The sequence below is a fragment of the Prauserella isguenensis genome (genome assembly GCF_014191605.1).
Lineage (GTDB): Bacteria > Actinomycetota > Actinomycetes > Mycobacteriales > Pseudonocardiaceae > Prauserella > Prauserella isguenensis.
The window spans coordinates 635,538-651,545 of the sequence record NZ_JACHWU010000003.1; the positions used below are offsets into that span (position 1 = coordinate 635,538).

Below are 16,008 nucleotides of genomic sequence, written 5' to 3' on the forward strand. Positions count from 1 at the left end.
CCCGGAAAGCGCAACACGGCGGTTCGCTGGTTCGGCTTACCGGGGAGCGCCCCCGTCGCCGTCGTCGGCGTCGTCCCCTCGGGGACCGTCGTCGGCCGGAAGGCCCGCGACTTGACGCACCAGGCCGCGGAACTCGACCAGCGTGATCGCGTTGTCGGGTGCAGCGACGGCGGTCTCGACACGGCGCAGCCGCTCTGCGGCGAGGCGTTCGCCGAGCGTCACGTCGAGGGGCAGGAACGTCATCGTGGTGCGGGAGAACTCGTCGACCTCGGACAGCAGCGGGTGGTGCACCGCGACGTCGACGAGGCCGGCGTCGTCGTCGACCTGCGCCACGACACGCACGTCGTCGAGGTCGAACCGCTGTCCCGCGAAGTTCACCGCGACACCCGCAGGGTCGGGCACGGGCGGCACCGAGTCGTGGAACTCCCAGATCGCGTCGTCCGGCGGCGCGGCCTGCCGCCACGCGTCGGTGTAGGGCCGCAGTTCCGGATCCTCGCGGCTGCTGACCACGAGCGCGTAGATCGCGCGGCCGCCGCGGTCGACGCTGAACTGGAGCCCGGGGTGCACGGCCGCCACCGGTTCGACGAGCAGGTTCTCCGCACGCTCGGTGTCGCCCTCCCCCAGCGCCGCACTCAGGTGCGGTAACAGCTCGGCCCACGTGGACCAGAACTCCGCAGCCGCGGCGTGCGGGTCGTCCGGGACGGGCTGCTCCGGCCACGGTGTGCGCGGGTCGGGCGCATCCCCGACCGGCGTACTCTCCGCGGCGACTCCGGTGCCGTCGTCACCCCGGTGTCCGACGCCGTCCGCACCGGACCGTTTCCTGCGGAACAACCCCATGACGTCCCCTCCTACCACCGTTCCGGCGGTTCGACGAATGCCCTGCCGACGTCGCGGGTCAGTGCGAGGGCGCGGCGCAACCAGCCTCCGGTCGCGCCCGCCAGACCACACGTCGGCGTCACGAGCGCGCGTTCGGCCAGGATCGACCGGTTGAACCCGAGGCGGTCGACGAGATCGAGCGCGGGCCGCGCCACCCGCGACAGATCGGGCCACACGGCGGGCGGTTCGGCGGGAACCAGCCCGAGCCCGAGCTGCACCCCGGCGTCCCACGTCTCGCCGAGCTCGTCGAGCAGACTGCCCGGCGCGCCGTCGAGCAGCGTCGCGTCGAGGGCGATGGCGTGCGCACCCGCCGAACGCAACAGCGCCACGGGAGGCCTGCGCGCGCAGCAGTGCACGACCACCGGGTTGCCGGTGATCTCGGCCGCGCGCGTGATGACGTGGTGCAGCAGTTCGCGCGCCTCGGGTTCGGGCACCGCGCCGACCGTGCCGTAACCGGACGGCGTCGGCAACGAGCCCGCCAGCACGTCGGGCAGCATCGGCTCGTCGAACTGCACCACGACACCCGCGCCGGTGCGTTCCGACAGCTCGGCGGCGTGTGCGGCGATCCCTTCGAGCAGCGACTCGACGACGTCGCGGGTGGCGCCGTGGTCGGTCAGCACCCGGTGCCCGCGGGCGAGCTCGATTCCCGCGGCGGCCGTCCACGGACCGGCGACCTGCGTCTTCACCGCCCACGGCGTGGCACCCGCGTGGTCGGCCGCCTCCGTCACCGCGTCGACGTCCCACCGCCGCAGATCCACGGCCCGCCGGTGATGGCGCCCGGGACGGTCGGTGATGCGGTACCCCGTCGGCACGAGGTCCACCGCGATGTCGACCAGAAGCCCGGCCGTGCGCCCGATGAGGTCCGCACCGACCCCGCGATCGGGCAGCTCCGGTACATGAGGCAGGTCCGGCAGTTCTCCGAACACGATCGCCGCCGCCTCGGCGATGTCCGTGCCCGGCATCGATCCGATCCCCGTCGCCACGCCGCTCGGCCACACTCGCTGTTCCACGGACCCGATTGTTTCCCATTCGCCCGTCGCCGCGTTGCGGCACCCGCCGATCGACGGCCGACGCGCCCACGCGCCGGAGCGGCAGGGCGTCAGCGGGTCGGTGTCAGCAGGTCGGCGAACCGCTCGACCCCCGGGGACTCGATCGGAAAGTGACCGGCCGCCTCGAGCGGCACGTACTCCTTCGACGCGGCGATCCGGTCGAAGAACCGCAGGCTCAGCTCCGCCGGGGTCCAACGGTCGGCGGCCGGATGCGCCAGCACCACGTGCGGTCCCGTCGCCGCCTCCGGTTCGACCGCGGGCGCCGACTCGAAGAAGCTCCGGAAGAAGCCGAGCGGCATCCGGTTGCCCCCGCCCCGGCGGTCCGACAGCACGACGGCGACCAGCGCGGGGTCGTTGGCGATCGCGCTCATGTGGGTGAGCCACCGCAACGGCACCGCAGCGCCCGCCAGCGGCCCCGCCGAGAGCCGCAACAACGGCCCGGCGACCGCACCCAACCACGGGTGGCGCGCCGCGGCCCTGCGCGCATCGGCGTCCCTCGGATCGAGCAGGCACGTCGCGATCAGCCGGTCCACACCACCGACCCGCGTGGCGGCGTCGTACGCGAGCATCCCGCCCATGCTCGCGCCGACGAGCTGCAGCGGGCCGTCGTGGGCCTCGCGCTCGGCCGACGTCAACGCGCACGCCATGTCGACCCAGTCCGGATAGCGGATCGCCGACCGGGCGGCCACGCGGGTGCGTCCGTAGCCGGGCAGGTCCGGGACGACGACGTGGATTCCGCGGGCGGCGGCGAGCGCAGCGTACGGCCACATCAGCGCGGCATGCCCGCCTGCGCCGTGGAAGACGATCGCCCGATCCGGCGCGGCGGGGTCGCCGATCCGCTCCACGTGGACGTCCGTGTCCCGCCACCGCCACCACGTCGACTCCCGATGCGGCGGTTCCACGCGCAGTTCCGAGGGCAGGAAACGACGGTAGGCTTCGTGCATACGCCCATCCCAGCCCCACTCGCGGTACGGGACAACTCGCGTTGGGACCGCCATGGACACCCCCAGAAAACGCCCACGCCAGCAGCGATCCCGGTTCACGGTCGATGCGGTCCTCGAAGCGGCTGCTCGGGTTTTCCAGCGCGAAGGCATGGCGGCGACCACCAATCGCATCGCCGAACGCGCCGGTTTCTCCATCGGCACCCTGTACCAGTACTTCCCCAACAAGGTCGCGTTGCTGAGCGCGCTGGCCGAGCGGCACATCGAGGACGCGGCCGCCGCCCTGCGCGCCACCTTCGCCGAACTCGACGACTCGCGACCGGGCTGGGAGGACACCGTCCGGGCACTCGCCGCGACGCTGGCGGCGCTGCACGCCGACCGGCCGCGGCTGCACACCGTGCTGTACGACCTCGCTCCACGGGTGCCCGACGGCGTGGCACGCCTGCACGCACTCCACGCCGAGACCACGACGTCACTCGCCCGGCACGTGCGCCGGTGCGGAGTCGCCCCTGTCGGTGACGGTGGCGCTGGTGCCGGCGAGCAGGAGCAGGCGGACCGCACCGCGGCGCTGTTGGTGCAGACCGCTGAGGTCACCGTCCACCGCATCGTGCTGGCCGACACCGCTTCCGGCGCCGCAACCGACGACGTCGCCGCACCTCTGGCCAAGACGCTGCTGGCCCTCGTCCCGGCACCTACCCGCTGAAGCGGTCGCGCAGTTCCCGTTTGAGAATCTTGCCCGACGCGTTACGCGGCAGGTCGTCGACGAAGCGCACCTGCTTGGGCACCTTGAACGTTGCCAACCGGTCCTTGACCCACTGCGTCAGCTCGTCCTCCGCGGGCGCGCCGCCGCCCTTCGGGACCACCACGGCGGTGATGGCCTCGATCCACTTCTCGTCGGGCAGGCCGACCACGGCCACCTCGCCGACGTCCGGATGCGTGTACAGCGCGTCCTCGACCTCACGCGAGGCCACCATGACGCCGCCGGTGTTGATCACGTCCTTGATGCGGTCGACGACGAAGACGTAGCCCTCCTCGTCCAGCCGCACCAGATCACCCGAGTGGAACCAGCCGCCCGCGAAAACCTCCTCCGTCTCCTCCGGCTTGTCCCAGTAGCCGAGGCACAGCTGCGGCGACCGGTAGACGATCTCGCCCTCGCCGCCGGGAGGGACGTCGCCTCCCTCGGCGTCGACGACCCGCGCCTCGACGAACAGTGCGGGACGGCCCGCGGACTCGGGTCGGGTCTCGTGGTCCTCGGGACGCAGCACGGTCGCCAGCGGGCCGATCTCCGACTGGCCGAAGCAGTTGTAGAACCCGAGTTCCGGCAGCTTCTCGCGGAGCCGCTGCAGGATCGGACCCGGCATGATGGACGCGCCGTAGTACGCCTTGCGCAGCGCGGAGAGGTCACGGGCGCCGAAGTCCGCGTGGTTGGCGATCGCCACCCACAGGGTCGGCGCGGCGAAGAACGCACCGTGCCGGTCGTCGGCCATGCGGCGGAGCACATCGGCCGGGTCGGGGGTTTCGACGATCGTGTTGGTGGCACCGACCGCCAACCACGGCATGAGGAACACGTGCATCTGCGCCGAGTGGTACAGCGGCATGACGTGCAGCGGATCGTCGTCGGCCGCGAGGTCCAGGTCGACGATGCACGAGAGGTACTCGTGCACGAGGGCGCGGTGCGTCATCATCGCGCCCTTGGGCTTCGACGTCGTACCGGACGTGTAGAGCAGCTGGGCGAGGTCGGTGTCCGCGACCGGGGTGTCGAGCACCGCGTCGAGGTCTGCGCCGTCTCCGGTGCTCGCCACCGCCAACAGCGAGTCGTCCGGGGTGTCCCGCAGCGGCAGGATGCGCTCGACGGGCAGGTCGAGGGCGTCCAGGTTGCCTCGCAGTGCCGGGTCGGTCAGCACGACGCGACTGCCGGACTGGGTGATCAGGTACGCGAGCTCGTCACCGGTGAGGTTGTAGTTGACGGGCACGTGGACCAGTCCCGCGCGGGCACACGCGAGGAACCCGATGAGGAAGGCGTCGGAGTTCTTGCCGTAGGCGGCGACGCGGTCGCCGTGGTGCAGGCCCAGCGAGAGCAGGTACGCGGCGGCGCGGCTCACGGCGGCGTCCAGCTCGGCGTATGTCCACGTTCGGTCGGCGAAGCGGATCGCCACCCGATGCGGCGTCCGCGAGGCACTGCGCCGCGGGATGTCGGCGATCGTGCTGGACCGAAGCGCGCTCGAGGCGGCGCCGGTGGAGGCGCCGACCGGGGCCGCGGACGAGGTGGCGCTTCCGGACGTGGCACCGCCGGCCGTGGTGGACCCTGCGTTCGACATTGAGCTCCTCCGTGATCGCGACGCGTTCGACCGTGCGTCGTGAACGCGATCCTCCCCCAGCCGAATGAACCGTTCAACACCCCCACGCCTGCACCCAGCCGCGGGCCGTGTTGCAGGCTCCGGGGGCCTTGTTGCGGGTACCAGGGATCGTGTTGCGAGTTCCGGTGGCTGTGTTGCGGGTACCAGGGGTCGTGTTGCGAGTTCCGGTGGCTGTGTTGCAGGTTCCAGGGGTCGTGTTGCGAGTTCCGGGGGCTGTGTTGCAGATTCCAGGGGTCGTGTTGCGAGTTCCGGGGGCTGTGTTGCGGGTTCCGGGTACCGGCGGCGGAGATGGCAAGTCTGGCTGTTGCGATGTTTGACTCCGACCGACCCGGCGACGCTGCCCACGACATGCCGCCTCACGCCCCGAAACCGCGTGGCCCCAAGCCCGACTGATTCCGGGACGGGTTCGGCGGCTGCGCTCGAAGGAGCAACACGGCACCGTGTCAATGCGGGGTGGTGGCCGGGCACAACACGGCCCCCGCAAAGGCAACACGGCCCCCGCAAAGCGCAACACGGCCTCCGGAGGGCGCAACACGGCCGCCGGGGGCACGTGCGTCCGGGTGCAGGACATGCGCGTAGGACGGGTTGCGCCTAGGAAGGTTACGCCGTGGCGGCGATCTTCGCGCTGCCGAGGACGACGTCTCCCGCCTCGGCGTCGGGTCGGTAGAGGACGGCGACCTGCCCCGGCGCGACGCCCGTGAGCGGTTCGCGCAGCGACATGCGCACCGCGTCGCCGTCGACCTCCGCCACGGCCGGGGCCATGCCGCCGTGCGCGCGTACCTGTACGACGCACTCGGTCGGGCCGGACAGCGGCTGCTCCGACGGCCAGATCGCGCGGTCGGCGTCGATCGTGGACACGGAGAGCTCCTCCGAGGAACCGACCTTCACGGTCCCGGAGACCGGTTCGAGCGAGAGCACGTACCGCGGCTTGCCGTCGGCCGCGGGCGCGTCGATGCCGAGGCCCTTGCGCTGGCCGACCGTGAAGCCGTGAACCCCCGTGTGCTGTCCGAGCACGGCACCGGTCTCGGCGTCGACGAGGTCGCCGGGACGCTCGCCGAGCCGGTTCTCGAGGAACTTCTTCGTGTCGCCGTCGGGGATGAAGCAGATGTCGTGGCTGTCGGGCTTCTCGGCGACGGCGAGGCCCCGATCGGCCGCCTCCTCACGCACGTCGGGCTTGCGCGAACCGCCGAGCGGGAACATGGCGTGCCGCAGCTGCTCCGGTGTCAGCGACGCCAGCACGTACGACTGGTCCTTGTGGTCGTCGGCGCTGCGGCGCAGTTCCGGCACGCCGCCGGAAACGGACAGCCGGGCGTAGTGCCCGGTGCACACCGCGTCGAAGCCGAGCGCGATCGCCTTCTCCAGCAGCGCTTCGAACTTGATCTTCTCGTTGCAGGTCACGCACGGGTTGGGGGTCCGGCCCGCCGCGTACTCGCCGACGAAGGTCTCCACGACCTCCTCGGTGAACCGCTCGGCGAAGTCCCACACGTAGAACGGGATGCCGAGGATGTCGGCGGCCCGCCGGGCGTCGCGGGAGTCCTCGATGGTGCAGCACCCGCGCGCGCCGGTGCGCAGCGTGCCGGGCTTCGCCGACAACGCCAGGTGCACACCCGTCACGTCGTGTCCGGCCTCGACGGCACGCGCCGCCGCCACCGCCGAGTCCACGCCCCCGCTCATCGCGGCCAGTACGCGCATCGGCTCATGCCTCCTGCTTCTGCTTGCGCATGCCGGCGAGACCCGCCTGGCGTGCCCTGTCGACGGCGCCGCGGAGTTCCCGCGCCAGCGCGTCGACGTCGTCCCTGGTGGATGTGTGGCCCAGCGAGAACCGCAGCGAACCGCGGGCCGCCGTCTCGTCGGCGCCCATCGCGGTGAGCACGTGGCTCGGTTCGGCCACGCCGGCGGTGCACGCCGAGCCGGTGGAGCACTCGATGCCCTTCGCGTCGAGCAACATCAACAGGCTGTCACCCGCGCAGCCGGGGAACGTGAAGTGCGCGATGCCGGGCAGCCGATCCGGCGAGTCGCCCGGAAGGCCGTTCAGCACGGCATCCGGCACCTCGGCGCGCACGGCGGCGATCAGCTCGTCGCGGAGCTTGATCATCCGGTCGGTGGACTCGCGGTGGCTCTCGACCGAGACCCGCACGGCCGTGGCGAACGCGTGGATGCCGGGCACGTCGAGTGTACCGGAGCGCACCTCACGCTCCTGCCCGCCGCCGTGCAACAGTGGCACGGCGGTCGTCGTCCGGTCCAGCAGCAGCGCGCCGACCCCGTAGGGCCCGCCGATCTTGTGGCCGGTGAGCGTCAGCGCCTGCGCGCCCGAGGCCGCGAACCCGACGTCCACGCCGCCGACGGCCTGTACCGCGTCGGTGTGGAGCGGGACGTCGTACTCGGCGCAGACGGCCGCGAGTTCGGGGACCGGGTTGACGGTGCCCACCTCGTTGTTCGCCCACATGACGGTCGCGAGCGCGATGTCGTCGTGACCCTGTTCGAAGGCGGCGCGCACCGTGTCCGGGCACACCCGGCCGTGCTCGTCGACCTCGAGCCACGTCAGCTCGGCGCCCTCGTGGTCGGCCAGCCAGTGGACGGCGTCGAGCACGGCGTGGTGTTCGACGGCGCTGACCAGGATCCGCCTGCGTGCGGGGTCGGCGTCCCTGCGCGCCCAGAACGTGCCCTTGACGGCGAGGTTGTCGCTCTCCGTCCCGCCGCCGGTGAAGATCACCTCGGATGGGCGGGCGTCCAGCGCCTCGGCCACCACCTCCCTGGCCTCCTCGACGACGCGTCGTGCCCGGCGCCCCGAGGAATGCAACGATGACGCGTTGCCCACGGTGGACATCGCGTCACTCATCGCCGCAATGGCGTCCGGCAACATGGGGGTGGTCGCCGCATGGTCGAGGTAGGTCATCGCCTTTCCAGGGTAGTCGGACCGTCACGGCGAACGCTGCGGCATCGCTCACTGGCCGCTGCCCTGCCGTCGCGCCCCCGCGAGCGCGCCGCCCACCGCGGCCAGCAGTGTCAGCGAGGCGGCGAGCACCACGATCGGCCAACCGGGCGCCGCCGCGGACCCGAGCACGCCGAGCAGCACCCCACCGAAGCCGATGACCAGCGCAGACGTCACCCAGTCGCCGAGCTGCATGGCCGAACTGGCGAACCCGCGCTCCGACTCGGCAGCGCGCCGCAGCATCAGGACCTGCACCGAGGGGAACGCCATGCCCATCCCGGCTCCGGCGACGACCGCCGCCGCGAACGCCACCCATCCGGGGCAGCCCGGCACCGCGACGCAGCCGAACAGCGCCACCCCGGCCCCGACCAGCACGAACCCCGCCCGTACCAGCCGGTCACGGTCCCAGCCCGGGAAGCGCCCCTGCACCGCGGACCCGACCGACCAGCTCAGCGCCGAGACGGTCAGCGGCAGGCCCGCGAGCGCGGGCCCGTAGCCGTGCACGCCGGACATCGTCAGCGGGAGGAACGCCTCCATCCCGGCGAACGTGCCTGCCAACAGCGCCCGCGAACGCACCAGCCCACCGAGCCCGCGCCGGTCGGTGAGTGTCCCTGCGGGCAACAGCCTGCGCAGCGCGAACCCGACCGCGGCCAGCCCCGCCGCGCCGTAGCCGAGCGACAGCGCCGACGGGTGCTGCGCGGCCCACGTCAGCGCAGCCACCCCCGCCGCGGCCGTGACGGCGGCGGGCACGCTCGCCACCCGTCCGCTCGGCGGTGGCCGATACGTCGCGATGCGGCGTGTCACCGGCACCAGCAGCGCGAGCCCCACGAGGACGAGCGGCACCAGGCCGTGGAACACCCAGCGCCAGCCGACGGTGTCGGTGACCAGGCCGGCGACGGACGGTCCGACCACGGCGGGCAGTACCCAGGCCGCCGCGTTGGCGGCGTAGATCACCGGACGTTCGGCGTCGGTGAACACGAGCGCGACCAGCAGCGACGTGGCGACCAGCACGGTTCCGGTGCCCAGGCCCTGCAGGAACCGTCCCGCCAGCAGCACGGCCATGTTCGGCGCGAACCCGGCCGCCAGCAGGCCGACGAGGAACACCACGGGACCGCCGAGCAACGACGGCACCGGGCCCCGGCGGTCGCACACGCGGCCGGACAGCACGGTCGCCACCACGCTGGCGACCAGGAACGCCGTGAACGGCCACGAGTACAGCGCACCGCCGTCGAGGTCCGCGACCATCGTGGGCATAGCGGTCGCCACGCCGAGGTTCTCGAAGGCCATCAGCGTGACGAGCAGCAGCACGCCCAGGGTGGTCGTCCGGTGTTCGGGGCTCCACAGCACGCTGCGCCGCGGACTCCGCGGTTCCGGCGCGGTCGTCGTCATGCCGGCAACGATGCAACTTCGAGCGCACTGCAGGTCCAGCACCGATCTCCGGATCACGTCGACGCCGGGCCGGGATGGCGGAAACCGCTCCTACGGTGGCGCCGACCGTCGTAGCCTGCCACGGTGGACACCTTCCCCGTCGCCGCGGCGTGCGCCCGCGAAGGCATCACCGGCCTTCCGGTGAGCCCGTTGCCCACCGGTTCGCTGCCGGTCTTCGCGATCGGCGACGCACTGGTCCTGAAGGGTTATCCCGCCGACGACGTCGACGAGGCGCTCACCGAGCTGGCGACCCTCAGGGCCGTCGACGGCAGGCTCGGCGTCGAGACGCCCCGCGTCGAGGGCGAGGGCGAGATCGACGAGTGGCGCTACATCGTGATGCGCCGACTGCCGGGTGTCGACGTCGCGACGGCCTGGCCTTCGATGTCCACATCGGACCGGGTGGGCCTGATGCGCGAGCTCGGCGGTCTGCTGGCACAGCTCCACGCCGTCCCGCCGCCGGACCTGTGGCCCGCGGACTGGTCGCGGTTCCTGGCCGACCGCCGCGGTGGGGTGATGGCACACCAGGGCGGCCTCGGCCTCGCCGGGTGGTGGCGCGAGCAGATCCCCGCCTTCCTGGACTCGGTCGATCTCGGCGAGCCCGAACCGGTGCTGCTCCACACCGAGGTCATGCCCGAGCACGTGTTCGTCGACCCGGACACGTTCGTGCCCACGGGACTGCTCGACTTCGAACCCGCGATGCAGGGCGCACCGGAGTACGAGTTCTCGTCGGTCGGCGTGTTCCTCACGGCGGGCGACACGGGCCTGCTGCGGGAGCTGCTGCTCGGTTACGGCTACGCCGGGACCGAACTCGACGAGGACCTGGCGCGCAGGCTGCTGGCCTACACGCTGCTGCACCGGTATTCGAACCTGTCGACGTACCTGCGGCTCCTGCCCGCCCCGGACGACCCCACACTGCCGTCACTCGCCCGCCGCTGGTTCCTGCCCACCTGAGCGGCGAGCCGGCCCCTCGGGGAACCGGTCATCACGCGAACGGCTGATGCCGACTCAGCGGTTGATCAGCGAGTGCGGGGAGTGCGAGGCTCGGATCCGTCCGCAACGGAGCGCGACGCGGCGGTCGGCCGCGCGACGACACCTGGAGCTCGCCGATGACATCCGGTTCGCCGAAGACCCAGTACCTGAACGAGACCGTGTTCACCTGGGGTGCGACGCCGCTGAAGTTCGGCGCGGGCGCGGTCGACGAGATCGGCTGGGACCTCGCGCAGCTGGGCGCGCAGCGCGTGCTGATCGTCACCGACCCGGACGTCGCCGCCACCGGCGTGCCGCAACGCGTCGCCGACGCGGCGAAGGCGGGCGGACTGACCGTCGAGATCTACGACCGCGTGCACGTCGAGCCGACCGACCGGAGCATCCGCGACGCGATCGACTTCGCGAGCGAGTCCACGTGGGACGGGTTCATCGGCGTCGGCGGCGGTTCGTCCATCGACACGGCCAAGGCGGTCAACCTCTTCACGACGTACCCGGCGGACCTCTACGACTACGTCAACAAGCCGATCGGCCAGGGCAAGGCACCCGACGGCCCGCTGAAACCGCTCGTCGCGGTCCCGACCACAGCGGGCACCGGTTCGGAGACGACGCCGGTGTGCGTCATGGACTTCCTCGACCTGCAGGTCAAGTCCGGTATCAGCCACGCCCACCTGCGGCCGAACCTCGCCGTGATCGACCCGCTGCTGACCCTGTCCATGCCGCCGGAGGTCACCGCGGCCAGCGGGATGGACGTGCTGTGTCACGCTCTCGAGTCCTACACCGCGCGCCCGTTCCACTCGTTCCCGCGGCACGAGCCGGAGACGCGCGTGGCCTACAACGGCTCGAACCCCATCTCGGACGCCTGGACCGAGCAGGCACTGCAGTTGCTGGCGCGGTCGTTCCGCAAGGCCGTCCTCAACGGCGGCGACCTCGACGCCCGCACCGACATGATGCTCGCCGCGACGTTCGCGGGCATGGGGTTCGGCAATGCGGGCGTGCACGTGCCGCACGCGTGCGCCTATCCGATCGCGGGCCGCGTGCGCGAGTACCGGCCGGCCAACTATCCGCAGGAGCTCGCGCTCGTGCCGCACGGTGAGTCCGTGTCGCTGACGGCACCGGCCGCGTTCCGCTTCACCTTCCCGACCGACCCGGGCAAGCACCTGCGGGCCGCCGACATCCTCGACCCGCGCGCACAGCGGACCACCCCGGACGACCGCGAGCGACTGCCCGCGGCACTGACGTCGCTGATGCGCGACATCGGCATCCCCAACGGGCTCGCCGGCGTCGGCTACGGCCGCTCCGACATCGGCGCGCTCGTGGAGGGCACGATGCAGCAGCAGCGACTGCTGGCCGTCGCGCCCCGCACGGTGCGCGAGGAGGACGTCGAGGCCGTTCTCACCGAGTCGCTCGAGAACTGGTGATGCCGCGACGCCTACGGTGGGCGCCGTGAGCGATCCCGTCAACGAAGCCGCCGCAACGCCCACCGACCCGTCCCGGCCCGGCCCGGCACACCCCGGCGCCGAGCGGACCGGCACCGCACCCGCCGACGCCGAGCGGCTCGCAGCCCGGCTCCGCGCCGCGGTGACCGGCGACGTCGAGGCCGATCCGACCGCGCGCGCCGTCTTCAGCATGGACGCGTCCAACTACCGCCACGTCCCGCGTGCCGTCGTGTTCCCGCGCGATGCCGGCGACGTGCGGGCGACCCTGCGCGTCTGCCGGGAACTCGGCGTGCCGATCACGGCACGCGGTGCGGGCACGAGCATCGCGGGGCAGGCCGTCGGCGAAGGCGTCGTGCTCGATCACACGCGGTACATGAATCGCATCCTCGACATCGATCCGCAGGCGCGCACGGCGAGGGTGCAGCCCGGCGTCGTGCTCGACGCGCTGCGCGCCGAGGCATCCCGGTACGGGTTGACGTTCGGACCGGACCCGTCGACGCACAGCCGCTGCACGCTCGGCGGCATGATCGGCAACGACTCGTGCGGTTCGCATTCGGTGGCGTGGGGTCGTACGACGCACAACGTCGTGGCGCTGGACGTGCTGTCCGCCGACGGGACGTCGATGACGTTCGGACCCGGCGAGGCCCCCGACAACGCCCACACCCGGGCGCTGAAGTCGCTCGTCGACGACAACCTGGCCACCATTCGGCAGGGCTTCCCGTCGCTGCCGCGCCGCGTGTCCGGCTACGCGCTGGATCGCCTGCTTCCCGAGAACGGTTTCGACGTCGCCCGCGCACTGGTGGGCAGCGAGGGCACCTGCGCGCTGCTCACCGAGGCGACCGTGCGCCTCGTGCCCGCTCCGGCCGTGCGGGTGCTGCTCGTCGCCGGGTACGCCGACGACGTCGCCGCCGCCGACGCCGTCCCCCACGTCCTGCCGCTCGAACCTCTCACGCTGGAGGGGATGGGCTCGGACATGATCGACGCCCTGTTGGTGCGAGGCCGCAGGCCCGCCGCGCTGGACCGGCTTCCCGAGGGCGGCGGCTGGCTGTTCGCCGAGATCGGCGGCCACGACCTCGCCGACGCACGGGACCGCGCGGAACGGATCGCGGCCACGCTGACGACCGAGACGGGCGCCGCGACGTCGATCGCCGACGACCCCGCGGACCAGAAGCAGCTGTGGTCGATCCGCGAGGCCGCCTCGGGCATCGCCACCCGCATCCCCACGCCGGAGGGCAGCGCCGAGGCGTGGCCGGGCTGGGAGGACGCCGCCGTGCCGCCGGAGCGCCTCGGGGCGTACCTGCGGGAGTTCCGGCAGCTGCTCGTCGACCACGGCCTGCGCGGCATTCCCTACGGCCACTTCGGCGAGGGCTGCGTCCACGTGCGCATCGACTTCACACTCACCGACGACGACGGCCGCGCGCGGTTCCGGTCGTTCATGGAGGACGCGGGCGATCTCGTCGTCGCGCACGGCGGATCACTGTCCGGTGAGCACGGCGACGGGCAGGCGCGTGCCGAGCTGCTGCCACGGATGTACTCACCTGAGGTCCTGCGCCTGTTCGAGGCCTTCAAGGCGATCTGGGACCCCGGCGACCTGCTGAACCCGGGCGTGCTCGTGCGCCCACGTCCGATGGACGCCGACCTGCGGTTCGACGGCCCGGTGCGGGAACTGCCGCTCACGCTGAAGTACCCACACGACGGCGGCAGTCTCGCCGTCGCAGCGCGCCGCTGCGTCGGCGTCGGCAAGTGCATCGACACCTCGACCGGCGTGATGTGCCCGAGCTACATGGCGACGGGCCGCGAGGAACACTCCACGCGCGGGCGCGCGAGGATGCTGTCGGAGATGATGCGCGGCGAGACCGTGCCGGACGGCTGGCGTTCCACCGAGGTCCGCGACGCGCTGGATCTGTGCCTGGCGTGCAAGGGGTGCCTGTCCGACTGTCCGGTCAATGTGGACATGGCTTCGTACAAGGCCGAGTTCCTGCACCAGCACTACCGGCGCCGGGTGCGTCCCGCCGCGCACTACTCGCTCGGCTTCCTGCCGCTGTGGTCGCGCCTCGCCGCCGTGGCTCCCCGTGCGGCCAACGCGGTGCTCGGTTCCCGAACCCTGTCACGCGCGCTGACGCGGCTCGGCGGCATCGCGCCGGAACGTTCCCTGCCCCGCTTCGCGCGCCGAACGCTGCGCAAACGCCTGCGCACCCGCGGGGAGGCCGCACCCGCCACGTTCACCCGCCCGCGCGTGGTGCTGTGGCCGGACACGTTCACCGACCACTTCTCCCCCGACGTGGGCCTCGCCGCGGCGCGGGTGCTCGATCACGCGGGGTTCGACGTCGTGCTCCCGCGTTCGTCCGTCTGCTGTGGACTGACGTGGATCTCGACCGGCCAGCTCGGTGTCGCCCGCACGGTGCTGCGCCGGACGCTGAGGGTCCTCGGCCCGGAGATCGCCGCAGGCACGCCGATCGTCGCGCTGGAGCCGAGCTGCCTCGCCGTGCTGCGCCACGACATCCACGACCTGTTCGATCCCGGGGAGATCGGCGCCGAGGACGGCCGCATCAACGCCCTGACCCTCGCGGAGTTCCTCGAGCGGTACGCACCCGACGTCGACTTCCCCCATCTGGACCCCGACGGTCCGACACAGGCGATCACCCAGCAGCACTGCCACCAGCACGCCGTCGCGGGCAACGCCGCCGACCAGCGGGTGATGGCCAAGGCCGGGGTCTCCTGCCGCACGCTGGACTCCGGCTGCTGCGGGCTGGCAGGCAATTTCGGGATGGAGCGCGGCCACTACGGCGTGTCCGTCGCCGCCGCCGAACGGATGCTCGTCCCCGAGGTCGAGGCCGCTGCCGACGACACGCTCGTCCTCGCCGACGGGTTCAGCTGCCGCACGCAGATCGCCGACCTCACGTCCCGGCGCGCGGTGCACCTGGCGGAGATCCTCGACCGCGCTCTGCGCCATGGGAGTCGGCGAACGTCCCGGTGACCGGAACGCCGTCCTTGCCGCCCCGAACCCCCGACCCGGAATGTGAGCCCCATGAACGCCATCGACGCCGCCACCATCGGAGACCTCGCGAAACGCCTGCGGCAGGCCTACGAGACCGGCACCCCGATCGACCCGCTCGTCGACGAGCGACCGGAGCTCACGATCACCGACGCCTACCGGATCCAGCAGGAGCAGGTCCGAGGCTGGGTCGAGGCGGGAGAGGCCGTCAAAGGCCACAAGGTCGGCCTGTCCTCGCCGGCGATGCAGCAGCAGATGGGTGTCGCCCAACCGGACTTCGGCCATCTCACGAGTGGCATGTTCCACCTCGAACACCGGCCGATCACGGCGCCGTTCCTGCAGCCGCGCATCGAACCGGAGGTGGCGTTCGTCCTCGGCCGGGAGCTGACCGGGCCGGGCGTCACGGTGGCGGACGCGGCGAGGGCGGTCGAGTTCGTGCTGCCCGCGCTCGAGATCGTCGACTCGCGCATCCGTGACTGGAAGATCTCGATCGTCGACACCGTGGCCGACAACGCCTCCTCGGGCGGCGTCGTGCTCGGCACGAAGCCGACCCCGCTCTCGGCCGTCGACCTGCGACTGATGGGGTGCTCGCTGTACCGGTCGGGCGAGCTGCTGGGTACCGGCACCGGCAGCGCGGTGCTCGGCTCGCCGCTCAACGCCCTGGTGTGGCTGGCGAACACGATCGGCCCGCTCGGCATCGCGATCGAACCGGGCCACGTCGTGCTTCCCGGAACGATGACGCAGGCCTTCTTCGTACACCCGGGCGAGACCGTTGTCGCCCACATGGATGGTCTCGGCGACGTCACCGCGGTGTTCGGCCAGGAATCGGAGTAACCGTGGTCCGCACCTGCTGAGAACTCAGCCGTTTTCGCAGGTCAAAGCGGGTTTTCTGGGATCCACCAGTTGACGGACGGCCGTCAATCCCGCAGTGTTGTATCCCACGAGCGCTCACTGAGAAGTCCCGATAACGGCGATTTCACATTACTGTCATAAGACCGGTTAACCCC

General features: G+C 72.0%; 12 protein-coding genes. 5 read left to right on the forward strand and 7 right to left on the reverse strand.

Translation table 11 applies throughout. The annotated features are described in order from the left end of the window. Positions 1 to 36 precede the first annotated feature (36 nt). From FHS23_RS15720 to FHS23_RS15730, 3 genes are all read right to left on the reverse strand, one after another. Positions 37 to 837 (reverse strand): hypothetical protein, encoded by an 801-nt coding sequence (locus FHS23_RS15720; RefSeq protein WP_183655560.1) that lies wholly within the window; start codon positions 835 to 837, stop codon positions 37 to 39. A gap of 11 nt (positions 838 to 848) precedes the next feature. After that, positions 849 to 1,886 (reverse strand): uroporphyrinogen decarboxylase/cobalamine-independent methonine synthase family protein, encoded by a 1,038-nt coding sequence (locus tag FHS23_RS15725; RefSeq protein WP_183655564.1) that lies wholly within the window; start codon positions 1,884 to 1,886, stop codon positions 849 to 851. Between the two features lie 89 nt (positions 1,887 to 1,975). Continuing rightward, positions 1,976 to 2,869, reverse strand: coding sequence for an alpha/beta hydrolase (locus FHS23_RS15730; RefSeq protein ID WP_183655567.1), 894 nt, complete (start codon positions 2,867 to 2,869; stop codon positions 1,976 to 1,978). Between the two features lie 52 nt (positions 2,870 to 2,921). Between FHS23_RS15730 and FHS23_RS15735 the strand changes: the two genes are divergently transcribed. Then, positions 2,922 to 3,569: a TetR/AcrR family transcriptional regulator gene (locus tag FHS23_RS15735; RefSeq protein WP_183655570.1), complete on the forward strand. Its 648-nt coding sequence runs from the start codon at positions 2,922 to 2,924 to the stop codon at positions 3,567 to 3,569. Here the strand turns inward: FHS23_RS15735 and FHS23_RS15740 are convergent. From FHS23_RS15740 to FHS23_RS15755, 4 genes are all read right to left on the reverse strand, one after another. Then, positions 3,559 to 5,184: an acyl-CoA synthetase gene (locus FHS23_RS15740; RefSeq protein ID WP_183655574.1), complete on the reverse strand. Its 1,626-nt coding sequence runs from the start codon at positions 5,182 to 5,184 to the stop codon at positions 3,559 to 3,561. The genes FHS23_RS15735 and FHS23_RS15740 overlap by 11 nt on opposite strands. A 639-nt stretch (positions 5,185 to 5,823) precedes the next feature. Further along, a complete protein-coding gene (mnmA, locus tag FHS23_RS15745; protein ID WP_183655577.1) occupies positions 5,824 to 6,915 on the reverse strand; it encodes a tRNA 2-thiouridine(34) synthase MnmA in 1,092 nt (363 codons plus the stop codon). A 4-nt stretch (positions 6,916 to 6,919) separates the two neighbouring features. After that, entirely contained in the window at positions 6,920 to 8,119 is a 1,200-nt protein-coding gene (locus FHS23_RS15750; protein WP_183655581.1) for a cysteine desulfurase family protein, read from the reverse strand. Positions 8,120 to 8,167: 48 nt separating this feature from the next. Next, positions 8,168 to 9,544 (reverse strand): MFS transporter, encoded by a 1,377-nt coding sequence (locus FHS23_RS15755; protein ID WP_183655584.1) that lies wholly within the window; start codon positions 9,542 to 9,544, stop codon positions 8,168 to 8,170. A 123-nt stretch (positions 9,545 to 9,667) separates the two neighbouring features. On the opposite strand from FHS23_RS15755, the gene FHS23_RS15760 reads away from it, so the two are divergent. From FHS23_RS15760 to FHS23_RS15775, 4 genes are all read left to right on the forward strand, one after another. Further along, entirely contained in the window at positions 9,668 to 10,534 is an 867-nt protein-coding gene (locus tag FHS23_RS15760) for a phosphotransferase (protein WP_183655587.1), read from the forward strand. Positions 10,535 to 10,689: 155 nt separating this feature from the next. Next, positions 10,690 to 11,988, forward strand: coding sequence for a hydroxyacid-oxoacid transhydrogenase (locus FHS23_RS15765; RefSeq protein WP_183655590.1), 1,299 nt, complete (start codon positions 10,690 to 10,692; stop codon positions 11,986 to 11,988). 208 nt (positions 11,989 to 12,196) lie between these two features. Continuing rightward, a complete protein-coding gene (locus tag FHS23_RS15770) occupies positions 12,197 to 14,983 on the forward strand; it encodes an FAD-binding and (Fe-S)-binding domain-containing protein (protein ID WP_183656199.1) in 2,787 nt (928 codons plus the stop codon). Positions 14,984 to 15,034: 51 nt separating this feature from the next. Further along, positions 15,035 to 15,835, forward strand: coding sequence for a 2-keto-4-pentenoate hydratase (locus tag FHS23_RS15775; RefSeq protein ID WP_183655603.1), 801 nt, complete (start codon positions 15,035 to 15,037; stop codon positions 15,833 to 15,835). The last annotated feature ends 173 nt before the right edge of the window (positions 15,836 to 16,008 follow it).